The organism is uncultured Ruminococcus sp. (genome assembly GCF_934476685.1).
In the GTDB taxonomy this organism is placed as follows: Bacteria; Bacillota; Clostridia; order Oscillospirales; family Ruminococcaceae; genus Hominimerdicola.
The window spans coordinates 74,883-97,350 of record NZ_CAKSNX010000003.1 but is presented as its reverse complement, the minus strand read 5'-3'; the positions used below and the strand labels follow the sequence as shown (position 1 = coordinate 97,350).

The 22,468-nt window shown below is 43.6% G+C and carries 18 protein-coding genes; 6 read left to right on the top strand and 12 right to left on the bottom strand.

The window, feature by feature from the left end; genetic code table 11:
• Positions 1-242: 242 nt before the first annotated feature.
• Positions 243-1,211, top strand: a complete 969-nt coding sequence (gene spoIID, locus Q0E19_RS04870; RefSeq protein WP_294407921.1) for a stage II sporulation protein D — start codon at positions 243-245, stop codon at positions 1,209-1,211.
• 65 nt (positions 1,212-1,276) lie between these two features.
• Here spoIID and Q0E19_RS04865 read toward each other — a convergent pair whose 3' ends face one another.
• The 10 genes from Q0E19_RS04865 to Q0E19_RS04820 all read right to left on the bottom strand — a co-directional run bounded on the left by Q0E19_RS04865 (position 1,277) and on the right by Q0E19_RS04820 (position 10,490).
• The gene (locus Q0E19_RS04865; RefSeq protein ID WP_294407920.1) at positions 1,277-3,475 is read right to left on the bottom strand and encodes a right-handed parallel beta-helix repeat-containing protein; all 2,199 of its coding nucleotides are present in this window, start codon (positions 3,473-3,475) and stop codon (positions 1,277-1,279) included.
• Between the two features lie 668 nt (positions 3,476-4,143).
• A complete protein-coding gene (locus tag Q0E19_RS04860) occupies positions 4,144-4,890 on the bottom strand; it encodes a YebC/PmpR family DNA-binding transcriptional regulator (protein ID WP_294407918.1) in 747 nt (248 codons plus the stop codon).
• Positions 4,891-4,954: 64 nt separating this feature from the next.
• Complete coding sequence (locus Q0E19_RS04855; RefSeq protein ID WP_294407917.1) at positions 4,955-5,344, bottom strand: ribonuclease III domain-containing protein; 390 nt, start codon at positions 5,342-5,344, stop codon at positions 4,955-4,957.
• Positions 5,345-5,356: 12 nt separating this feature from the next.
• A complete protein-coding gene (obgE, locus tag Q0E19_RS04850) occupies positions 5,357-6,634 on the bottom strand; it encodes a GTPase ObgE (protein ID WP_294407916.1) in 1,278 nt (425 codons plus the stop codon).
• Positions 6,635-6,663: 29 nt separating this feature from the next.
• Positions 6,664-7,275 (bottom strand): hypothetical protein, encoded by a 612-nt coding sequence (locus Q0E19_RS04845; protein ID WP_294407915.1) that lies wholly within the window; start codon positions 7,273-7,275, stop codon positions 6,664-6,666.
• A gap of 69 nt (positions 7,276-7,344) precedes the next feature.
• Positions 7,345-7,626 carry a 50S ribosomal protein L27 gene (gene rpmA, locus Q0E19_RS04840; protein WP_294407914.1) on the bottom strand — a complete coding sequence of 94 codons (282 nt, stop codon included), beginning with the start codon at positions 7,624-7,626 and terminating at the stop codon, positions 7,345-7,347.
• A 47-nt stretch (positions 7,627-7,673) separates the two neighbouring features.
• Positions 7,674-7,994, bottom strand: coding sequence for a ribosomal-processing cysteine protease Prp (locus Q0E19_RS04835; RefSeq protein ID WP_294407912.1), 321 nt, complete (start codon positions 7,992-7,994; stop codon positions 7,674-7,676).
• Positions 7,994-8,305 carry a 50S ribosomal protein L21 gene (gene rplU, locus Q0E19_RS04830; protein WP_294407911.1) on the bottom strand — a complete coding sequence of 104 codons (312 nt, stop codon included), beginning with the start codon at positions 8,303-8,305 and terminating at the stop codon, positions 7,994-7,996. The genes Q0E19_RS04835 and rplU overlap by 1 nt, the downstream gene beginning before the upstream one ends.
• 156 nt (positions 8,306-8,461) lie before the next feature.
• The gene (gene radA, locus Q0E19_RS04825; protein ID WP_294407909.1) at positions 8,462-9,829 is read right to left on the bottom strand and encodes a DNA repair protein RadA; all 1,368 of its coding nucleotides are present in this window, start codon (positions 9,827-9,829) and stop codon (positions 8,462-8,464) included.
• 31 nt (positions 9,830-9,860) lie between these two features.
• Positions 9,861-10,490 carry a GNAT family protein gene (locus Q0E19_RS04820; protein ID WP_294407908.1) on the bottom strand — a complete coding sequence of 210 codons (630 nt, stop codon included), beginning with the start codon at positions 10,488-10,490 and terminating at the stop codon, positions 9,861-9,863.
• A gap of 122 nt (positions 10,491-10,612) precedes the next feature.
• Between Q0E19_RS04820 and glpK the strand changes: the two genes are divergently transcribed.
• The 5 genes from glpK to Q0E19_RS04795 all read left to right on the top strand — a co-directional run bounded on the left by glpK (position 10,613) and on the right by Q0E19_RS04795 (position 20,854).
• Positions 10,613-12,133 carry a glycerol kinase GlpK gene (gene glpK, locus Q0E19_RS04815; RefSeq protein ID WP_294407906.1) on the top strand — a complete coding sequence of 507 codons (1,521 nt, stop codon included), beginning with the start codon at positions 10,613-10,615 and terminating at the stop codon, positions 12,131-12,133.
• Between the two features lie 179 nt (positions 12,134-12,312).
• Positions 12,313-14,520, top strand: a complete 2,208-nt coding sequence (ppk1, locus tag Q0E19_RS04810; protein WP_294407905.1) for a polyphosphate kinase 1 — start codon at positions 12,313-12,315, stop codon at positions 14,518-14,520.
• A gap of 188 nt (positions 14,521-14,708) precedes the next feature.
• Entirely contained in the window at positions 14,709-16,448 is a 1,740-nt protein-coding gene (locus tag Q0E19_RS04805; protein ID WP_294407904.1) for an ABC transporter ATP-binding protein, read from the top strand.
• 70 nt (positions 16,449-16,518) lie between these two features.
• Positions 16,519-18,210: an ABC transporter ATP-binding protein gene (locus Q0E19_RS04800; RefSeq protein WP_294408076.1), complete on the top strand. Its 1,692-nt coding sequence runs from the start codon at positions 16,519-16,521 to the stop codon at positions 18,208-18,210.
• Positions 18,211-18,418: 208 nt separating this feature from the next.
• Positions 18,419-20,854 (top strand): EAL domain-containing protein, encoded by a 2,436-nt coding sequence (locus tag Q0E19_RS04795; protein WP_294407903.1) that lies wholly within the window; start codon positions 18,419-18,421, stop codon positions 20,852-20,854.
• An 89-nt stretch (positions 20,855-20,943) separates the two neighbouring features.
• On the opposite strand, the gene Q0E19_RS04790 is transcribed toward Q0E19_RS04795, so the two are convergent.
• Together Q0E19_RS04790 and Q0E19_RS04785 are read right to left on the bottom strand one after the other, a co-directional pair.
• Positions 20,944-21,189, bottom strand: a complete 246-nt coding sequence (locus Q0E19_RS04790; protein ID WP_294407902.1) for a TIGR03905 family TSCPD domain-containing protein — start codon at positions 21,187-21,189, stop codon at positions 20,944-20,946.
• Between the two features lie 43 nt (positions 21,190-21,232).
• Positions 21,233-22,405, bottom strand: a complete 1,173-nt coding sequence (locus Q0E19_RS04785) for a malic enzyme-like NAD(P)-binding protein (protein ID WP_294407901.1) — start codon at positions 22,403-22,405, stop codon at positions 21,233-21,235.
• Between the last annotated feature and the right edge of the window lie 63 nt (positions 22,406-22,468).

The following is a 22,468-nucleotide window of genomic DNA, read 5'->3' as shown; positions in this document are numbered from 1 at the left end:
AATTCATATCTTGACACAAAAGCGCAGAATTATCCCGAAAGCGTAATACAGGACGGCATTGCTCGGCTCAAATCCTGCATTATTGTTCTATATAAACAAAAAAATCACAGGAATAAGTATTTTTTTGAAATTTGACTATATTCAAATTTCATAGTAATATTTTCTTTTGCCGCCGCATATAAATAGTAATAAACTTAAACTTTGTTAAAAGTCAGAACATCTGAACTGAAAGGACGATAATTATGAAGGATTACATACAGACGGCGGTCATATTCGTGCTGTTTATGGCATTCATACCCTGCCTTGCCTTTGCGGCGGACAGGACGGAGCTTGACAAGCTGAAAAAGTCATCTGCGTCAGCAGGGGATATTTCTGTGGGGATATATTTTACCGAAGAGAAAAAGTGTGAAAATTATTCACTGGAAGATTATATCATCGGTGCGGTTTTTGCGCAGATGCCTGCGGATTTTGATGAAGAGGCTCTTAAAGCGCAGGCTGTGCTTGCAAGAACGTACATATTAAGGCGCAGTATGAGCGAGGCTGAAAACCCCACCGCCGCACTTCACGGCGCATTGATAAGCGACGATACCTCACTTTATCAGGGCTTTTTTACTGAGGAAAAGGCGAAGGATTTTTACGGCGAGGAATATGAAAGCGCCTATAAAAAGATCAGCGGCGCAGTAAAGGCTGCTGACGGCATACTTACATATGAGGACGAGCCTGTTATAGCTGCTTTTCATGCGGTTTCCTCCGGCTGGACGGAGTCGGCAAAGACCGCATGGGGACAGGATATCCCTTACCTTACTTCCGTTGAAAGCAAGTGGGACAGCGAACTGGAGGGGGCGCAGACAAAGGTAACGCTTTCGGAAGATGAATTTGAAAAGACCGCCTCCGAAACTTTCGGCATAAAGTTTGATACTAGTCCAAAAAAATGGATAGAAATAAAAAATGCCGACAAGCACGGCTACGTCACAAAACTTTCCCTCTGCGGACAGGATATATCCGTATCGGATTTTATATCAGCCTTTGAGATATCCTCACCCTGCTTTGAGTATGAGTATTCAGACGGCAGCTTTGTTTTCACGTCACAGGGCTTCGGACATCTTGTGGGAATGAGCCAGTACGGCGCAAATTCAATGGCTGAAGAGGGGAAAAATTATAAGGATATCCTGCTTTATTACTACAAAGGCTGCGAGATATCCGAATATTGATATATGATTTAAGTGAATTTATGCATATAAAAACAGCTGAGCGTTTTATTCTCAGCTGTTTTCTTTTATTTTACTGTAAATCTTTTCACCGCTGACCAGCTGCCGTATTCTCTGTTTCCGTTTATGGTCTTGTAACTTCTTACCTTAACGTAGTAAGATCTTCCGCTTTCAAGTCCTGAAAGCCTTGTGCAGTATGACGCTGAGTTTGAAAGATCAACTCTCTTGTAATTTTTGAAATCAGGTGAGGTAGAGTAGTCTATCTCATATCCGCTCGATCTTGTATCTTTCTGCCACAGCACTACCGCAGCGCCGCTGAGTGAGCTGGTTTTTGTTATGGTCTGTCTTTTTGGGACAATGCTGAATGTAAGTGTGAAAGAGCCTGAGTAATCGCCCTTGCCCTTTATGGTTGTTGTACCCTCGCCTGTGCTTACATTTGCGCCGTAGGTTACTGTGTAATCCTTGTTTTTCTTTAGTCCCGAAACGGGGTTAGGCTTTATCTGACTTCCTGTGTAAGTCATTTTAGAAGGTATCTTGAACTCAGACGGTTTAAGGCACTTCTTGGATTTTGTAATGGTGGCTTTGCAACCGCTGTCGATCTTTGTCTTGTTCTTGTCCGAGCCGTTGTTGTTGAAAACAACGTTGGTGCTTTTACTGCGGACATGAAGATCATAGCTGCCGTTGCCCGAAATATTGTTGTATGTTATCTTTGCCGCAGATTTTGTTGCTACGGCGAAAGCGCATTTTGCGTTGTGCTTGATGTCGTTTGATGCGGCTGTGACATTTGAACCGTTTGAAATGTAAACTCCGTGGTCGCTGGAGCTTGATATAGAGTTGTCGCTGATAAGCGCCTTTGCTCCTGAGGAGAATGAATATCCGTTGAATTTGCTGCCTGTGATCTTATTGTATTTTGAGTTCACAAGCGTCGAGCCGTTTACATAAATTCCGTTGTCGGAAGAGTTTTTGATAGTGTTTCTCGAACATTCCGTAACAACTGAACTCTGCCTTACGGATACAGCGTTGTTGCCCGAATAGCTTACAGTATTGCGGTTTATGGCGGCTTTGCTGCCGTTCCATACGGCTATGCCGTTTCTTACGCTGTTGCTGACAACATTGTCTGTAAGCGTTACATTTGAGCTTTTAACGTATATTCCGTGGGAGCTTGCACCGTTTATGGTGTTGTTTTTGAAGGTCAGATTAGATTTATTTGAGATCTCCGTTCCGTAGAAGAAAGGAGAGCCGCTGAATTTTCCCTTATCATAATATTTTCCTGTGGGATTTTTCACAAGTGACGCTGTGTTTGAGTAAACTGTGCCGTCAACACGTCTTGCCACAAGAAATCCGCCGCACTTCACAGCCTTGTTGTTATAGCATTTGAAGTTCCTGAAACTTGCCGCATTTATGCAGTCATATGTGCAGTTTTCAAAGTAATTGTCGTATACGGAAATATTGTCCTGACTCATATAATCGAAAACGTGGTGTGTGCCAAGTCCCGAAGTCAGATTTTTAAATGTACAGCCTGAAACTGTAACGTTCTTGCAGGGGATATATGGTCTGCCGTTGAGGAGCGAGGAGCTTTTATCGAGAAAATCAATATGCAGAGCCTCGCATGACCAGTAATTCAGATTGGCGAAAACCTGAGTGCGGTATACTTCCTCAGTGTTGGTGTAGTCGATGAAGTTAGAGAACTCACAGTCCTTTACAGTGAGATCGCTTACTCCGTCAAAAAGCACAAAATGTGTTCCGCATATATTTGTCACAACAGCATTTGTGAAAACAACTTTGTCAGAGTTGTATATCTTTATAACGCCTTTTGATTCCTTTGTGGTGCTTGGAGTGCCGTCCCATGTGCCGCCGTCGATAGTGATATCATGTGAGAGCAGTCTGTCCTTCTGACGCTGTGGAGCGTCCTCACCGCTGACGAGGATATAATCGAGATTATTTGTTCTTCTCATGACCGTTTTCTCATCAAGCCGGAGAGTGGTGTTGGAGTATATCAGCAGTCTGCTGTTCACATAGTAAGTTCCTGCGGGGATATCAACGGTTATCTTTCCATTAGCGTCTTTAGCCATATCCAGAGCGGCTTGTATAGCGGCAGTATCGTCTTTTTTGTCATTGCCGTAAGCTCCGAAATCGCTGACATTATAAACATCACCCACCGCACCTACTGTGTAATCTGCCGAAACGGGCGGCGCACAGTAAGCATAAAAAATCGCCGTACAGGCGGCTGCGGCAGCGAATGCCATTATCTTGAATACTTTCTTCATGTAGTTATCTCCCATACTTCAAATCTGTCTATTCATTTATGTTTATATATATAATCAATTATCATACTGAATCATAAATACAGCACTTAAATCTATAAATTAATTTTACACTAATTTAATAAATTTGTCAATGTACACAAAAAGTACATTAAGATAGACAGAAAACTATACCTAATGCTCCAAAAGTACGGAAACAGGGGCTTTTACAAACATTATCCAATAAAACGTTTAAGCATAGCCGAAATAAGAAAACTGAATTTCTCTTTTTTGCACAAATATGCCAACTATCTATTGGTGAATTTGAATAGGAGAATTTTTGCAATAAAAACAGACTGCACAAGGGACTGTAACAGCAAATAAATGATAATTGCAGAAAACAGTATTTAATGCAGTCTGTAAATTAAAAGGGATTATCAATAGTATAACATCTTTGTTTATATTTGTCAATAGTTTTTGCGTTCTAGTATTTATAAATGTATATATTAATTTTTGTGCATATTTTTGCTTGATAATCAAATTAAAATATGGTATAATCAGTATGTCGCCGTCAAGGCGTTGATTGAAATTAGTATTTATAGATGTATGTCACAAAAACGACCGCCTTGGGAATATCACCCAAGGCGGTCGTTTTTATCTAATATTTGTAAAATATCATATGTTAAATGAAATTAGTCCTCTTCGTCCTCAATAGGCATATTCTCCCAGTTGTGGTAAACGTTCTGAACGTCATCATTGTCCTCAAGATGCTCAAGGAGAAGTCCCATCTTCTTTATCGCATCTTCGTCCTCGATAGTTGTGTAGTTTGAAGGAACTTTCTCAGCCTCTGCTGAAAGTACCTTGTAACCCATTCCCTCAAGAGCCTCTCTTACTGCTGAAACGCTGTTAGGAGCGCATGAGATCTCGATAACGTCGTCCTCAATGTTGAAGTCGTCTGCGCCTGCCTCAAAGCAGTCCTCCATGATCTTGTCCTCGTCAGCGCCGTTGTTTTCTGCAACTACTGTTCCAACGTCTGAGAACATGAATGATACGCAGCCTGATGTACCCATATTTCCGCCGAACTTGTCGAAATAGTGACGGATATCGCCTGCTGTTCTGTTCTTATTGTCTGTAAGACACTCAACGATAACGGCAACTCCGCTTGGACCGTAGCCTTCATACACCATTGACTCGTAGTTGTTCTTATCTCCGTCGCCTGCTGCCTTCTTGATGATCCTGTCGATATTATCGTTAGGAACGTTGTTAGCCTTTGCTTTGGCGATAAGATCTCTCAGCTTTGCGTTTCCTGAAGGATCAGGACCGCCCATTTTAACTACGACTGCGATCTCACGTCCGATCTTTGTGAATACCTTTGCTCTTGCAGCGTCGGTAGCACCCTTTTTTCTTCTGATATTTTCCCATTTTGAATGTCCTGACATCGAAATTCACTCCTTATTAAATACTTATGTCATATCCGTATTGAAAATTTCCGCTGTATTGAAGTCAGTTCTCTTCAATGTTCCAGCATATTTCAAACAGCTCGTCTATCCTGTCATACCTGCCTGTCAGATAGAGATATCCGAACAGACACTCCAGCCCCGTGGCATTTCTGTATTCCACAACAGTAGAATGTTTCGGAGCGTTCATCTTTGTGTTGCGTCCACGCTTGAACACGTCCGTTTCCTGTTCAGACAGGATACCGCTGTCTAATATTTTAAGCATACAGACCGATTGATACTCTGCACACACTCTTTTAACAGCCAGCTTGTGCAGTGCATTGGCAGGCATATTTGCTGAAAGTATCAGCCTTTCCCTGACCTTTTGTTCGTATACAGAATCCCCTAAAAAAGCCAGCGCAAGAGGGGAGTACTGATTAGCTTCACGATCTGTCATTTGTCACATTCCTTATCTTATATATTCAAATTCAAAGTCGAAAATCGCAACCGTATCGCCTTCGTTTATTCCCATTTCTTCAAGCTTTGCGATTATGCCGCTTGAAACAAGCACGTTCTGGAAATACTGAAGTGATGAATAGTCGTCCATATTTGCCGTTCTGAGGATATCATATAGCCAGTCTGCCTCGACGAAATAAACATTATCCTCCACAGTAACGGAGAAGTCCTTATTCGTGAGCAGCTTTGCGTCAAGCTCTTCCTTAGTAAGCGGCTGAGCCTCAAACCTCTTGACAGGCGGAAGCTTTTCAAGCTCCTCCCATATGCCGAAAGTAAGCTCTTTCGTACCCATTGTAGTAGCCGCAGATATCTCATAGAATGGAAGTCCCTGCTTTTCGATATATTCCCTGAACGCAGCGATCTGCTCAGGTGTTGCCATATCGGACTTGTTTGCAGCAACTATCTGCGGAGCGTTTGCAAGCTCTTCCGAGAAGCTGGAAAGCTCCTTGTTGATAGTTTCAAAGTCCTCCACAGGATCTCTTCCCTCGATACCTGAAACATCTACCACATGAACGATAAGACGGCAGCGTTCAACGTGTCTTAAAAATTCATGACCAAGACCGATGCCCTCGCTTGCACCCTCGATAAGTCCTGGAATATCCGCCATAACAAAGGATTTTCCGTCATCTATCTTGACAACGCCCAGCACAGGTGTAAGGGTAGTGAAGTGGTAGTTTGCGATCTTAGGCTTTGCAGCAGAAACTACCGAAATAAGCGTGGATTTTCCCACATTCGGGAATCCCACAAGTCCGACGTCAGCAATAAGCTTGAGTTCGAGCTGAACTTCATACTCATCGCCCTTGAAACCCGGCTTTGCGAATTTAGGTATCTGTCTTGTCGGTGTGGCAAAGTGAGCATTTCCTCTGCCGCCCTTTCCGCCGTGGGCAACGATAACAGGTTCGTCCCCCGACATATCCGCCAGTATCCTGCCGCTGGAAACTTCCTTTATGACCGTTCCTCTCGGAACTTTGATAACAAGGTCAGGGGCGCTCTTGCCGAAAGAATTCTTTGAAGAGCCGTTCTGTCCCTTTTCAGCGGTGTATTTTTTCTTGTAGCGGAAATCTATAAGGTTGGAAATATTATCGTCAACCTGAAAAACGATATCTCCGCCTTTGCCGCCGTCGCCGCCGTCTGGTCCGCCTGCCGCAACGTATTTTTCACGGTGAAAGGAAACAGCTCCGTCGCCGCCGTCACCTGCTTTGATGTATATTTTTGCGGAATCGACAAACATATTTCAAACCTCCCTGTCAGTAAATAATATCATTTGTAAGTTTTGTTTTTGTATTTTCCGTATTTGTCCTCAGCCAGTATCCTGTCTATCTCATCACACATTTCCTTTTGTTCAGCGGTAGGCTTTTTTATCTCAGGGGTATTTTTATAGTTCGCAGCCGTGTGGTTCGCTTTAAGTCCCATAGTGATAAATGCCACAGATAAAATTGCACCAACAGTATATAGGTAATACCATAAAGTCGGCGGATCTATATGCCTGTATTCGATCTCAGCCTCATGTTCATCAGCGTGAAGCTTGTGTACAGGGAAAATAATGCCGCTGTCTGTCTTATAAAAGCTCAGCTCAACATTCTTTCCGTTGTAGTCCAAAAAGTCTTTATAATAACGCTTGCTGCATCGAAAAGACTTTGAATAATTGTCAAGCTCTTTACATTCGACCGCCACATTATAATAATAATGTTCATTATAATATGTTCTCTCCACTTTTACATGGCAGTCTGAAAAATCGCCCACATAGGTAACATCATTATATCCGGTAAAATGCTTGAACAGAAAAAGCGTCAGCGTAAGCACACCGACAACGATGCCGAAACTGAGGAATTTATATGCAAATGATGAGTGAATACGGAAACTCTCGTTCATATTATACCCCATTTTCCCCCACTTAACAAAAAACCCCAAGCCTAAGGCTCAGGGTCATATGTTACAAAATTAAGCCTGTGGATAAACTGAAACCTTCTTACGGTCTTTACCAAGTCTTTCAAATCTTACAACACCATCGCTGGTAGCGAAGAGTGTGTCGTCTGAACCACGCTTAACGTTCTCGCCCGGATGGATGTGTGTACCTCTCTGGCGAACGAGGATGTTGCCTGCGAGTACGAACTGACCGTCAGCTCTCTTTACGCCAAGTCTTTTTGACTCAGAGTCACGTCCGTTCTTTGTAGAACCCATACCTTTCTTATGAGCGAAAAACTGCATAGAAATCTTTATCATTACAATTACACCTCCATAAATGTAATTAACCGAGCTTCGCAGCCTTGTCAGGCAGCGTTGACTCTTAACTTGATATGTCCCGGAAATTCATCGCACAGCAGATCGAGGTGAGTGAGCAGTCCTAAAATAAGTCTGTCGCCGTCCCCATTTTCATCGCTGCCGAGCCTTAAAGCGATCTCGTTCTCATCAACCGTGACCTCAGCCGTAAGCTTGTATATCTCGGTAATGGTGTTAGCCGTCATCATAACAGCTGACGAAACGCTTGCACAGCATACGTCCGACCCGAAGTCAGCCATACCTGCGTGGCCTTTTACTGAAAACCCAGTGAGCATATCCCTTGAATTTCTGAAAAAATCAGCACGAATCATTATGCGTTGATAGCTTCGATAACTACCTTTGTGTAAGGCTGTCTGTGACCGATCTTTGTCTTCTCGCCCTTCTTTGGCTTATAAGTGAAAACTGAGATCTTCTTAGCCTTGCCGTTCTTGAGAACCTTTGCGGATACTGTTGCGCCGTCAACATATGGAGCGCCAACCTTGATACCGTCATCTGATCCAACGACCATGACCTTGTCGAAAGTTACAGCGTCATCAGCGTTTACGTCGAGCTTTTCGATGAAAACTTCGTCGCCTGCCTTGACCTGATACTGCTTTCCGCCTGTTTCAATTACTGCGTACATTATATATGCACCTGCCTTTTTATAAAACTCGCTGCGCACGGTGCCGTTAAAAACGGACTTTCAAACCGTAAACATGCGGCTTTAATAGCATAACATATTTCATTTCAAAAGTCAAGAATACCAACAAAGTTCACAAAAGTTTTACATTTATTTATGCTATATTTCCTTAAAAGCGTCTTTTATTGACCTTACGCCTACTATTTTAATGTTATATCTGTTTACATCAATAGCTTTCAGAGCGTGGGCGGGGAGGATGCATTTTTCAAATCCCATTCTTTCCGCCTCGGCGATACGCTGTTCAGCGTGTGAGATAGTGCGCAGTTCGCCGCCAAGACCTATCTCTCCGAAAGCAATGGTCTTGTCGCTGACTACCTTATCCGTAAGACTTGAAAACAGTGCGAGCGCAACGGAAAGATCCGCCGCAGTATCGTCTAGCTTCAATCCGCCTACGATATTTATGTAAACGTCAAGTCCGCCGAAGAAATATCCAAGCCGTTTTTCAAGTACTGCAATGATTATCGCCATTCTGTAATAATCTATGCCTGTGGCGGTGCGTCGTGGGGCAGAAAAGCTGCTTTTTGAAACCAGCGCCTGAACCTCCGCCATGATAGGACGTGAACCCTCCATTATGCAGGCAACGCAGGTTCCCGAAACGTTTGTCGGTCTGCCTTCAAGCATCATCATCGAGGGGTTTTCCACCTCCATAAGTCCCGAATCAGCCATTTCAAAAACGCCTATCTCATTGGTCGAGCCGAATCTGTTTTTGACCGCCCTTAAAATACGGTAGCTGAGATTTCGCTGTCCCTCAAAATAAAGTACGCAGTCCACAATATGTTCCATTACCTTTGGACCTGCGATAGCGCCGTCCTTGTTGACGTGACCTACGATGAACATAGGCACTTCCTCAGATTTTGCCGTGTGCATAAACAGGTTAGTACATTCTCTCACCTGCGTGATAGAACCCTGCGCAGAGCTTATCTCTGAAATGCTCATTGTCTGTATCGAGTCGATTATGACTATCTCAGGCTTTTCCTTTACAATGGCGGCGCATATCTTTTCGCAGTCATTTTCTGCAAGAAGATAGAGATTTTCGCTGTTTACGCCAAGCCTGTCCGCACGGAGCTTTATCTGCCTTATGGATTCCTCTCCCGATACATATAATATTGTATGGTCGTCACCCATGCTCTGGCATATCTGGAGCAGCATAGTTGATTTTCCTATGCCCGGTTCACCGCCGAGAAGCACCAGCGAGCCTTTGACAAGTCCTCCGCCGAGAACTCTGTCAAGCTCCTTTAACCCTGTCGCATATCTTATCTCATTGTAACTTGCGTCAACGGAACAGACATTGACTATGTTGTCCGATATATCTTTTATCGTCCCTGCACGAGCCTTTGAGGCGCTTTTTACTGCGACTTCTACCTCCTCAAGGGTGTTCCATTCGCCGCAGTTGGGACATTTTCCGTTCCATTTGCTTGTTTCGTATCCGCAGTTTGCGCATACATATGAAGTTTTTACCTTTGCCATAAATCTGTTTAGCTCCTTAGCTTACCTTCAGTCAGAACTGCTTGCCTTGTAAAATGTACACTTTTTTGGACTTGTATAGATCTTTTGTATCCTGCGGCTCTTCATTCGGATAAAGATCCGACCTCAGCAGACCGTAGAGATTATAATTTGCATACATATGTACAAATTTACCCTGCCTTATCGTACCCTCTTTTATAAAGCCGCATTTGACAGCGACCCTGTTCGATGCCTCGTTTGCAGACATCGCCCTCAGCTCCAGCCGCTGGAGAGATGTATCTTCAAAGCAGAATTTTATTATCCTTTTAACTCCCTCGGAGCAGTAGCCTCTGCCCTGCCTGCCGAAAGCGATACGGTAGCCGATTTCCCCCATTCGGCTGTTCTGGATATTGAAAAGGTTTATTTCTCCGATTATCTCGTGGGTGCTTTTGACCTCGATGCCCCAGCGTATGCAGTCGGGCTGCTTGTCCTTACGCACCGTTCGGAACATTTCCGACGGGTCACGCTCCTTATAGCTCATACGCCTGCCCCAATAGGTGTAGAGCCTGTCATCAGCCGAGTATTTTTTTATATCATGCACATCGTAAGCCGTCAGCTTGCGAAGAATAAGCCTTTCAGTTTCAAGTCTGGGGAAATGATGGTAGTAGTACTCAATATCTTCCACATTCTCACCTCGCTTATGTTAGTATATCACAAAAAATAGTATTTGACAAGAGCAAATTTTAGTAGTATTATAATGTTAGGTTTCAGAACGATAATAATTTGCAGGGAGGTCAAAAGGCATATATGGTAAATGGAAAAATTTCAAAAGACAAAAAATACATTCTTTCACTGGATCAGGGAACAACTTCTTCAAGAGCGGTAATATTTGACCGCAGCGGCACAAAAATATGCTCTGCGCAGAAAGAATATCCTCAGATATTCCCCAAAGGCGGCTGGGTGGAGCATGACCCCGAACAGATATTTTCATCTCAGCTCCAGTCGGCAAAGGAATGTATCGAATACATAGAGAAATTAGGCGGCAGTGTGTCCGAAATTGCCGCCATAGGCATAGCAAATCAGCGTGAAACTGTTATAATGTGGGATAAGAACACGGGAAAGCCTGTTTACAACGCTGTCGTGTGGCAGTGCAGACGTACCGCCGACTACTGCCGCAGACTTGAAGAGCAGGGACTTTCAAAATTCTTTCAGAGTAAGACAGGACTGCTCATCGACCCTTACTTTTCCGCAACAAAAATAAGGTGGATACTTGATAATGTCCCCGAAGCAAGGGAAAAGGCTGAAAGGGGAGAGCTGCTGTTCGGAACGGTAGATACATGGCTCATATGGCGGCTGACAGGCGGAAAGGTACACGCAACGGACTATTCCAATGCGTCAAGAACCATGCTGTTCAATATCCATACTCTCGAATGGGATAGGGAGATACTAGGTCTGCTCGGTATACCGCAGTCGGTCCTGCCGCAGGTCAGAAATTCGTCTGGAGATTTTGGTGTAACTGATAAAAGCTTTTTCGGTGCGGAGATACCGATATGCGGTTGTGCAGGAGATCAGCAGGCAGCGTTGTTCGGTCAATGCTGTTTCCTCAAAGGCGATGTAAAGAACACCTACGGCACAGGCGGATTTCTGCTTATGAACACAGGTGAAAAGCCTGTTCAGAGCAAGCATGGACTTCTGACCACTATTGCGTGGGGCATAGACGGAAAGGTCACATATGCCCTCGAAGGCTCTGTTTTCGTGTCGGGCGCAGTTGTAAAATGGCTTAGAGATGAGCTTGGTATCATAAAGACCGCCGCCGAAACGGAGGCTCTTGCAAGGAGCGTTCCCGATACGGCAGGAGTATATTTTGTGCCTGCCTTTGTTGGACTTGGAACGCCTTATTGGAACACCGCCGCAAGGGGAGCGCTGTTCGGTCTGACGAGAGGTGCGTCTAAAGCGCATATCGTCCGTGCGGCACTGGAGGCTGTGGCATATCAGACCGCTGACGTTATCAAGGTCATGGAGGAGGATACCGATTCGCTTAATCTTATAAAGGTAGACGGCGGAGCGTCACAGAACGATTTCCTTATGGAATTTCAGGCGAATATCCTCGGCAGAAGTCTTATACGGCCTGAAAATGTGGAATCGACCGCCATGGGCGCAGCTTTTCTTGCAGGACTTTACTGCGGAATGTGGAAGAGCCGTGAAGAACTCAACGGAGTATCAAAAGGCTTCCGTGAATTTATTTCCGATATGGATAACGCAAAGCGTGAAAAGCTTATAAACGGCTGGAAAAAGGCTGTCAGCCGCTCCCTCGACTGGGAAGAATGAATAAAAAGAATGTAAAATATAATATACGATAATTACGAAGTTTTTACAGCTGTTTTATTGACAATCCGACATAAATACTATATAATTAGTATAAATTAATAATGTCTTTATATTTTCATATTTACGGCATTTTTTATGAGGAAAAGTTAGAAAAACACAAAATAAAGGAGAAAACTGCCATGAAAAACAAGGTTTATGACAACAGAGAATTGTCATGGCTAAAATTTAATGAAAGAGTGCTGGAGGAGGCTCGTGACGAAAGCGTACCGCTCCTTGAAAGACTGCTTTTCCAGTCTATCTACGCAAGCAATCTCGATGAGTTTTTTATGGTGCGTGTGGGTTCGCTTTATGACGCTTCACTGGTGGACGATTCGCATAAGGATAATAAATCCCAGATGCGTCCGTCGGAACAGCTTGCGGCTATATATGCAAGGGTGAGAGAGCTTATTTCCGTCAAGGACGAAAGCTTTAAGACTATATCAAAGGCACTGGAGAATGATGGGATATACTACCGCTCGGTAAAATCACTTTCAAAAGAACAGCATGAGTTCCTTGAGGCTTACTATGCCTATGAGATAAAGCCGTTTTTGAGCGCACTTATCATAGACAAGCGTCACCCGTTCCCGTTCCTGCCCAACAAGAGTATTTATACTGTGGCAAGGCTGTCCTCAAAATCGGGTGTAACACTGGGACTTATAAGCTGCAGCGAAAAGTTCAAGCGTGTTATATTCCTGCCTGAAAATGATGACGGAGTGATAAGCTTTGTGCTGGCGGAGGACGTTATATCTCATTTTGCCGACAAGGCATTTGAGGGGTACAAAATAGAAGAAAAAGCGCTTATGCGCATCACAAGAAATGCGGATATAGATGTTGACGAGGGCTTTGACAACGAACTTGATTTCAGACAGAATATGTCTGTGCTTATCAATAAGAGAAAAAGACTCTGCCCTGTAAGAATGCAGCTTTCAAAGCAGATATCGGATCATATGCTGAAAGAGCTTTGCGACAGACTTGATCTTTCGCATAAGCAGGTCTTTGTTGAGAAAGCGCCGCTGGACTTCTCTTATGTATTCTCAGTGTTCGACAAGGCAAAGGACAAGAAAAATCTGTTCTTTACACCACAAGAACCTCAGCGTTCGAGAATGGTGGACGATAGTCTGCCTATGATAGATCAGATAGATAAAAAGGATATATTCCTTTCATACCCATATGAATCCATACAGCCGTTCATAAGACTTTTGAACGAGGCTGCAAAGGACGAAAGCGTTGTTTCGATAAAAATGACGCTGTACCGTGTGGCTAAAAATTCAAAGGTAGTCAAAGCACTTTGCGCAGCTGCCGAAAACGGCAAGGAAGTCGTTGTGCTGGTAGAACTTCGTGCAAGATTTGATGAAGAGAACAATATCGGCTGGTCAAAGCAGCTTGAAGAATCCGGCTGCCGTGTAATGTACGGTCCGCAGGGACTCAAAGTTCATTCAAAGCTTTGCCTTATCACGAGAAAAACAGAAAGCGGTGTAAAGTATACCGTTCAGATAGGTACGGGTAACTACAACGAAAAGACCGCAGGACTTTATACCGACCTCTGCCTTATGACATCGAATAAGGAGATAGCCGACGATGCACAGGAGGTTTTCAGAACTCTTTCCATGGGCGAGCTTGTGGAAAACAGCAAGCTGCTATTAGTTGCACCGCATTGCCTGCAAAACAGGGTCATTGAAATGATGGATAAGGAGATAGCCATTGCGAAAGCAGGCGGCGAGGGATATGTTGGCGCAAAGCTGAATTCTCTCACCGATAAGGTGCTTATCGACAAGATCATCGAGTGTTCACAGGCCGGTGTTAAGGTGGAAATGGTCATCAGAGGAATTTCCTGTCTTGTGGCTGGAGTTGAGGGCGTTACGGAAAATGTAACGATTCGCTCTATCGTAGGAAGATATCTTGAACACGCAAGAATCTATATTTTCGGCGAGGGTGTGAGAAAAAGCGTTTATATCTCATCTGCCGACTATATGACAAGAAATACCACAAGACGTGTCGAGGTGGCAGCACCTGTGTTTGATGAGGATATCAAAAAGCGTATACTCGACCTTTTTGAAACTCAGATGACAGACAACGTAAAAGCAAGAGTGCAGCAGCCGGACGGAACTTATATCAAGCAGCAGCCTGAGGGTGTGGAGATAGACGCTCAGAAACGTCTTTTTGCTGAGGCTTACGCAAACGCACCAATAGCACAGTCTAAGCCTGCGAAAAATGAAAAGCAGGAAAGCACAGCTGCGGAAAAGACAGCTGACGCTGATAAAGGGGCAGACGCTCCCGTTAAAAAAAAAAGCTTGTGGTCAAGGTTCATCGGTTTGTTCAGGCGCAAAAGTAAAGGTGAGAAAGGCTAAAGCTTTTAAGAAAATTTAAAACGAAGATAATATTTATCACAGCGAACGGTTTTATATGAGCCGTTCGCTTTTTATTTTATGTATATTAATTGTTTGGACAAGAAAACTAATGCAAAAAATGATAAAATAAAAAATAGCTATGTATTTATAAGTATTTTTATTTGTAAAATCGAAAAGGAAGTATGTGTATGTTTAAGCTTTTCAGGTATCTGAAAAATTACAAGAAGGAAAGTATCATAGGTCCGCTTTTCAAGCTTATCGAGGCTTGCTTTGAGCTTGCTGTGCCTATCGTCATGGCGAACATAATCGACATAGGCATAAAGAACGGCGAAAAGACCTATATATGGAAAATGGGCGGAGTAATGGTCCTGCTGGGAGTGCTGGGATTAAGCTGCTCGCTGACGGCACAGTTCTTTGCGGCGAAAGCGTCCCTCGGTTTCGGAACTGCCCTCAGACGTGATCTGTTCAAGCATATAAATACGCTTTCATATGCTGAAATAGACAAAGCAGGCAGCCACACCCTCGTTACAAGAATGACTGCGGATATAAACACCGCTCAGTCGGGCGTAAATATACTTCTCCGATTGCTGCTGCGTTCGCCTTTTATCGTTATCGGTTCGATAATCATGTCGTTTACAATATCGGTAAAGCTTACGCTGATCTTTCTTGTTATTGCACCGTGCCTTGCTTTTGTTATCTATAAGATAATGAGCATAACCATACCACGTTTCAAGACCATACAGAAAACACTTGACCGCACAAATCTTATGACCAGCGAAACTCTTACAGGTTCAAGAGTTATAAGAGCTTTTTCCCGTCAGGACGATGAGGAAAAGAATTTCAGAGATAACACGGACAAGCTTACTGCGCTCCAGATAAACGCAGGACGTATCAACGCTCTTATGAACCCGATGACATACGTTATCGTAAACCTTGCTATCGCAGCGATCATATGGTGCGGAGGAAAGGCTGTTTTCGGCGGCTCTATCACACAGGGCGAGGTCATCGCACTTATCAATTATATGAATCAGATACTTCTTGCCCTGTTGGCAATGGCTATACTCGTTACAAACATAACAAAGATGCAGGCTTCTGCCTGCCGTATAAACGATGTTTTTGATATAAAGACATCTATCTCCGATGAGGGGAATACTCAGGTGGAAATGAACGAAAGCGCACCATGCGTTGAGTTTAAGAACGTTGATTTTTCATATCAGTCCTCGGATGAAAATGCGCTGGAGGGAATATCCTTTACCGCTGAAAGAGGAGAAACTGTCGGCATAATCGGCGGTACAGGTTCTGGTAAAACTTCCGTTATCAATCTTATCCCAAGATTTTATGACAGTACAAAGGGCAGCGTGCTTGTGGACGGAACTGACGTAAGAAAGTATCCGCTGAAACAGCTCAGAGGAAAGATAGGCATAGTCCCTCAGAAGGCGGTGCTTTTCAAGGGTACTATCAGAGATAATATGAAATGGCGTGACAAGAACGCCTCGGACGAAGAGATCTGGCGTGTGCTTGATATTGCGCAGGCGGCTGACTTTGTAAAGGAAAAGCCTTCACAGCTTGATGAAATGATACTTCAGGACGGTAAAAACCTTTCGGGCGGTCAGCGTCAAAGACTTACTATTGCAAGAGCGCTGGCAGGAAATCCTGAAATACTCATAATGGACGATTCAGCCTCAGCTCTCGACCTTGCAACAGACGCAGCTCTCAGAAAAGCTATTGCGGAAAAGACTCAGGGTATGACAGTATTCATCGTTTCGCAGAGAATATCGTCTATCAAAAATGCTGACAAGATCGTCGTTATGGACGACGGAAAGATAGCGGGCATAGGCACTCACAGAGAACTTTACAAGTCCTGCGAGGTCTATAAAGAAATTTGCCTGTCGCAGCTTTCAGAAAAGGAGGTGCAGGACATTGGCTAAAATAAAAAACGCTCAGAATACTCAGAGCAAGCCTGTGCTTAAAACATTAGTGAAGTTTGCAAAGCCTTATATGTGGCTGTTTGTGCTGTCAATGGTCTTTGCAGTTATAACGGTAGCTTCAACACTCTATGCGCCTATCCTTACAGGTCAGGGCGTCGATCTTATTATCGAAAAAGGAAAAGTAGATTTTGACGGACTTGTGCCTATACTTGTAAAACTCTGCATAATGGTTGCGATAACAGGCATTTCTCAGTGGCTCATGTCCCTTTGCACAAACAAAATAACTTACAACGTAACAAGAGATATAAGAAACCTTGCTTATTCAAAGCTCAATAAGCTGCCGCTTTCCTATATCGACTCACACCCTCACGGCGATATAATCAGCCGTATCATTACAGATATAGATCAGATCTCTGACGGTCTGCTTATGGGATTTGCTCAGTTCTTTACGGGAATTTGTACAATTTTCGGTACACTTGGTTTTATGCTCTCCATAAACGTCAAGATCTCGCTGATAGTTGTTATCCTTACTCCGCTTTCTCTGTTCGTGGCAAGATTTATCGCTAAGAACACATTTGATCTCTTCCATATACAGTCGGTTGCAAGAGGAGATATGACCAGCCTTGTTGAGGAAATGACAGGCAATCAGAAAACCGTTGCCGCTTTCGGCTATGAGCAGGAGGCGGAGGAGAGATTTGAAGAAGTCAACCTCAAACTGCAGGACGTTGGCGTAAAGGCTGTGTTCTTCTCATCATTGACAAACCCATGCACAAGATTTGTAAACGGACTTGTTTATACTTCTGTCGGCATTATCGGTGCGCTTTCAGTAATCGCAGGAGGCGGATTTACAGTAGGTAATCTTTCCTGCTTCCTCACCTATGCGAACCAGTATACAAAGCCGTTCAACGAAATATCGGGTGTTATCACAGAACTTCAGAGCGCATTCGCCTCCGCAAGACGTGTCTTTGACATAATCGAGGAAACTGAGGAGATACCGGACAGCGCTGACGCAGTTAAGCTTGAAACCGTTGACGGAACAGTGGATATCGACCACGTTTATTTCAGCTATAACCATAAGGTAAAGCTTATCGAGGACTTTAACCTCCATGTTAAGCCGGGCGAAAGAACAGCTATCGTAGGACCGACAGGCTGCGGAAAAACTACGATGATAAATCTTCTTATGAGATTTTATGACGCAGACAGCGGTGAGATAAAGATAAGCGGAACGCCGATAAAGGACTGCACAAGGGGTTCAATGCGTTCGATGTACGGTATGGTTCTTCAGGAAACATGGCTCAAAACAGGCACTATCCGTGAGAATATCGCATACGGCAAGCCTGACGCTACCGATGAAGAGATCATCGCCGCAGCAAAATCTGCGCACTGCCACGGCTTTATAAAGCGTCTGCCGCAGGGATATGATACGATCATATCAGATGAGTTCAGCACTATTTCCGCAGGTCAGAAACAGCTGCTCTGTATAGCAAGAGTAATGCTTTCTCTGCCGCCTATGCTTATCCTTGACGAGGCTACCTCATCAATAGATACCCGTACGGAAATATTGGTACAGAGAGCGTTCACGAAGATGATGGAGGGCAGGACCTGCTTTATCATCGCCCACAGACTTTCTACTATCAAAGAAGCTGACAACATCATCGTTATGAAGGCAGGAAAAATAATCGAGCAGGGTGACCACGCTCAGCTTATGGCAAAGAACGGATTTTATGCTGAACTTTATAATTCACAGTTCGCAGCAAAGTAAAAACAGTAAAATAATAAAGTATCCGATATCGTCAGCGGTATCGGATATTTTTATGTCCCAAAGTATATATTTTGTGTCAGTAAGTCAGTATTTTAATATTAATTAATTCATAAAATATAGGTGTACTTTTTGTGTTATTTATATAAAATAGATGTTAATACTTGACGTGTATTTGATAATATGGTATAATATCCATGAGGTGAGAAACGTGGATAAAGTCAAATCTGTTGTTTACGGCGAATATTTCGCAGATATGTCTAAAGGTGGTGTGGTTTACAGCGCCAATGACGGATTTATGCTTATTTCGGGATATGACCAACAGGATATTGATGACGGAAAGGTAAATCTTTTTGATTTTATCCCTGAAGAGCTTCTTGCTAAGTATAAGGGGCTTGTCAGTAAGTCAACTGACGGTATGAAGCCTGTGCTTATACAGCATCCGCTCATAAAAAAAGACGGCTCTGTCATTACTGTTCTTTGCTATGGTTTTCCGTTTGAAGAGGACGGGATAGGTAAGGCGAGGATACTTATTACAGACTATACAGAGCATATGAATTTAATATCAAAGTATAACAGCTCCCAGTCTGAACTTGATGCGCTTATTTCAGCCGTCCCGGGCGGAGTTGTTATCCTTGAAATAAAAAACGGGGATCTTTCTATATTCAAGACAAATGACGAGTTCCTCAATATGATGGAGAGCGACAAGAACCTTGCGGGCAGCTCTTTCAGATCGTTGATGGACGAGGAAAGCTTTGAGGGACTTTATAAAAAGGTCTGTATATGCGCCGAAAATAACGGCTCGCTGGATTTTGAGCTCAAGCGTCAGCAGACGGACGGAACTTATAAGTGGTTCAGGATATATGGAAACCTCTATAAACATTCCAACGGTCTGCCGCTGTTCTATACAGTTGTTATGGACATCACAAATGATATCAGACTGTGCAATGAACTCAGCGTTGAGATAGAGAAGTTCAAGGTCATAGCCGATAATACCGATGAGCTGTATTTTGAATATGACGTTGAAAATGACAGTATGCGCCTTACGACTACGCTCAGCAGATATATGGTCAACGATCAGAACTGTATCGAAAATTATCTTGCCAGCGATCGTCCGAGGGAGTTTGTTCACCCTAAGGAGTATGATAAGTTTATTACTGAATACAAGAAATTCCTTGAGTCGGCAAGACGTGGCAGCTTTGAAGTGAGAACAAAAGCCTATGACGATGATTATACATGGTATAATGCTGCCTGTGTAAGCTTTGAAAATGAACAGAACAAGGTCGTAAAGGTGTTCGGCAGGCTTGCCTGCATACAGCATTTGAAATCACTTAAAAAGAAAATAGACAAAGATTCAAAATACATAACCTACCTGCTTGAAACGGACAGCCTTACAGGTCTGCTCAACAGGCATACCTTTGTTAAAAAGGCGGAAGAGGTCTTGAACAGTCCCGACCACAACTGCGTTTACGGCTTTGTCTATTCGGATATAAACGAATTTTCCTATGTCAACGAAAACTTTGGTTTTCAGGCGGGCAATGATATGCTGAAAGATCTGGCGGAATGTGTTTTGGATCTTGATACGAATGTGCTGGGCTGCCGTATCTATTCGGACTTTTTCATCGGTCTGTATAAAGCGAATACCCGTGAAGAACTTATTTCCAGTATAGAGAAGAGAAATATCGAATTTACAAATAAGCAGAAGATAAAATATCCTGCCAGTGATATAAGGATATCCTGCGGAATATATGTTGTCACCGATACGCTTATTGATGTAAACGTTGCTATCGACAATGCAAACCTTGCAAGAAGAAGCGTCAAGAACAACAGCAGCGTTATATACGGAATATATTCTGGCAGAATGAGAACTCAGCGAGCATATGAACAGTCTATATGCAGCGAGCTGCACCCTGCTATCGACAACAGGGAGATAGAAATGTTCCTCCAGCCTAAGTTCAACCTTGTGGACAGAACTATAATCGGAGCGGAGACCCTTGCCAGATGGCGCAACAAGGACGGCAGCTATAAAATGCCGTTCGAGTTCATACCTGTGCTTGAAAAGGTAGGGTATATAGACGAGCTTGACTTTTTCATTTTTGAAGAGGCTCTGAGTACGCTTGAAAAGTGGAAAAAGCAGAACAAAAAGCTGCTGCCGCTGTCGGTGAATTTTTCTCAGAAGCATATATTCAGACCTGATTTTGCCAAGAATATCATAAGCACAGCTCAGAAATATGACGTTGATCCGTCACTTGTGGAGCTTGAAATAACCGAGTCGAGCTTTTCGGGAGATACTGCGGCACTGTTCAATGTAATGGACAAACTGCGCAGCTATGGCTTTATGATAAGCATAGATGATTTCGGAATAGGTTATTCTACACTCAGCGTTCTTATGAAAGCCCCTGTGGATATAGTCAAGATAGATAAGTCATTTATCGACAATATAGCGCAGAATAAAATGGAACGCAGCTATGTTTCAAATATGTGCAAGCTTATAGAAACGGCGCAGAAAGATGTTATTTTCGAGGGCGTTGAAACCGAGGATCAGGCTAAGATACTTAGCGAAAGCGGTTATACCAAGGCGCAGGGATATCTCTTTGAAAGACCTATACCGCTGAATGATTTCAACAAAAAATTTATGTCTGACTGATCTAACTAAAAATGATAAAATAAAGGACGGGTGCATCTGAACCCGTCCTTTTTGTCTGTAAATCGAATTTTATCTGTTTAATCTGTTTATCAGATGTTTGCTTTAAGAGCCTTTGCCAGCTGGTCAGGACATGATGTGCCTCTGCCGTTGCAGTTAAGACCTTCAAGTCTTGCGATAACGTCCTGTACCTTCATACCCTCACAGAGCTTTGCAATACCCTGTGTGTTTCCGTTACAGCCGCCTGTGAACTTTACGCTCTTTATAACATCGCCCTCGACTTCAATGTCGATCTTTCTGGAACAGACTCCTTTCGGAGTATAGGAAATAGTTTTCATATGTAAAACTCCTTTCAGTATTTATTTTTAAATCAAATTCTTGTTAGATCCTTGCGCAGCCTGTTTTTCTTGCCGCATCAGCAACAGCCTTTGCCACAGCCTCAGGAATAGCTCTGTCGAAAGCGTTAGGAAGAATAAAGTCAGCGCAGAGCTTGTCATCAGGAACGCAGCTTGCGATAGCCTTTGCCGCAGCCATCTTCATCTCTTCATTGATGTCAGACGCTCTTACAGCCAGCGCACCCTTGAAAATTCCGGGGAAAGCAACAACGTTGTTTATCTGGTTCGGGAAGTCTGAACGTCCTGTGCCTACGATAAATGCGCCTGCTGCCTTTGCCTCGTCAGGCATTATCTCAGGTGTCGGGTTAGCCATTGCGAAAAGGATAGCCTTGTCGTTCATCGACTTGACCATATCTGCTGTTACAAGACCGGGCTTTGAAACGCCGACAAAAGCGTCCGCACCCTTGAGTGCGTCTGCAAGTGAGCCGTGGAGCTTGTTCTTGTTTGTTACAAGAGCCATTTCAGCGTGAGCCTCGTTAAGGTAATCGTCACCCTCGCAGATTATACCCTCTCTGTCTACCATGATAAGGTTTCCGACGTTAAGTGAGAGCAGCAGCTTTCCGATAGCACAGCCGGCTGCACCTGCACCGTTTATAACGACTGTGATATCCTCTATCTTCTTTCCTGCGACCTTGCAGGCATTCATAAGAGCAGCACCAACAACGATAGCAGTACCGTGCTGGTCATCATGGAATACAGGGATATCTACTTTTTCTTTAAGCTTTGCTTCTATCTCAAAGCATCTCGGAGCGGCGATATCTTCAAGGTTTATTCCGCCAAAGCTGTCTGAGATCATAGCGATAGTGTTTACGATCTCATCAACGTCATTTGACTTTATGCAGAGCGGGAAAGCGTCAACGTCAGCAAATTCCTTGAAAAGAGCGCATTTGCCCTCCATAACAGGCATACCTGCCAGACCGCCGATATTTCCAAGACCGAGAACGGCAGAACCGTCTGTGATGACTGCCACAAGATTTGCACGTCTTGTCAGCTCATATGAAAGATCGGGATCTTTCTGTATTTCAAGACAAGGCTGTGCAACGCCGGGAGTATAAGCCATTGTAAGATCCTCAGCATTGTTGATGTGAGTTCTGGAGCAGACCTCGATCTTGCCTTTCCATTCCTTATGCTTCATAAGTGATTTTTCCATTACTGTCATATTTTTAACATTCCTCTCATGTAGTTTTACATAATTATAGGAACACCGACTAAGCAATGTTCC

Bases quoted from the DNA above. Each gene is read 5' to 3' on its own strand.
- spoIID (WP_294407921.1), top strand. From the start codon at position 243: ATGAAGGATTACATACAGACGGCGGTCATATTCGTGCTGTTTATGGCA.
- Q0E19_RS04865 (WP_294407920.1), bottom strand. From the start codon at position 3,475: ATGAAGAAAGTATTCAAGATAATGGCATTCGCTGCCGCAGCCGCCTGT.
- Q0E19_RS04860 (WP_294407918.1), bottom strand. From the start codon at position 4,890: ATGTCAGGACATTCAAAATGGGAAAATATCAGAAGAAAAAAGGGTGCT.
- Q0E19_RS04855 (WP_294407917.1), bottom strand. From the start codon at position 5,344: ATGACAGATCGTGAAGCTAATCAGTACTCCCCTCTTGCGCTGGCTTTT.
- obgE (WP_294407916.1), bottom strand. From the start codon at position 6,634: ATGTTTGTCGATTCCGCAAAAATATACATCAAAGCAGGTGACGGCGGC.
- Q0E19_RS04845 (WP_294407915.1), bottom strand. From the start codon at position 7,275: ATGAACGAGAGTTTCCGTATTCACTCATCATTTGCATATAAATTCCTC.
- rpmA (WP_294407914.1), bottom strand. From the start codon at position 7,626: ATGATAAAGATTTCTATGCAGTTTTTCGCTCATAAGAAAGGTATGGGT.
- Q0E19_RS04835 (WP_294407912.1), bottom strand. From the start codon at position 7,994: ATGATTCGTGCTGATTTTTTCAGAAATTCAAGGGATATGCTCACTGGG.
- rplU (WP_294407911.1), bottom strand. From the start codon at position 8,305: ATGTACGCAGTAATTGAAACAGGCGGAAAGCAGTATCAGGTCAAGGCA.
- radA (WP_294407909.1), bottom strand. From the start codon at position 9,829: ATGGCAAAGGTAAAAACTTCATATGTATGCGCAAACTGCGGATACGAA.
- glpK (WP_294407906.1), top strand. From the start codon at position 10,613: ATGGTAAATGGAAAAATTTCAAAAGACAAAAAATACATTCTTTCACTG.
- ppk1 (WP_294407905.1), top strand. From the start codon at position 12,313: ATGAAAAACAAGGTTTATGACAACAGAGAATTGTCATGGCTAAAATTT.
- Q0E19_RS04805 (WP_294407904.1), top strand. From the start codon at position 14,709: ATGTTTAAGCTTTTCAGGTATCTGAAAAATTACAAGAAGGAAAGTATC.
- Q0E19_RS04800 (WP_294408076.1), top strand. From the start codon at position 16,519: ATGTGGCTGTTTGTGCTGTCAATGGTCTTTGCAGTTATAACGGTAGCT.
- Q0E19_RS04790 (WP_294407902.1), bottom strand. From the start codon at position 21,189: ATGAAAACTATTTCCTATACTCCGAAAGGAGTCTGTTCCAGAAAGATC.
- Q0E19_RS04785 (WP_294407901.1), bottom strand. From the start codon at position 22,405: ATGACAGTAATGGAAAAATCACTTATGAAGCATAAGGAATGGAAAGGC.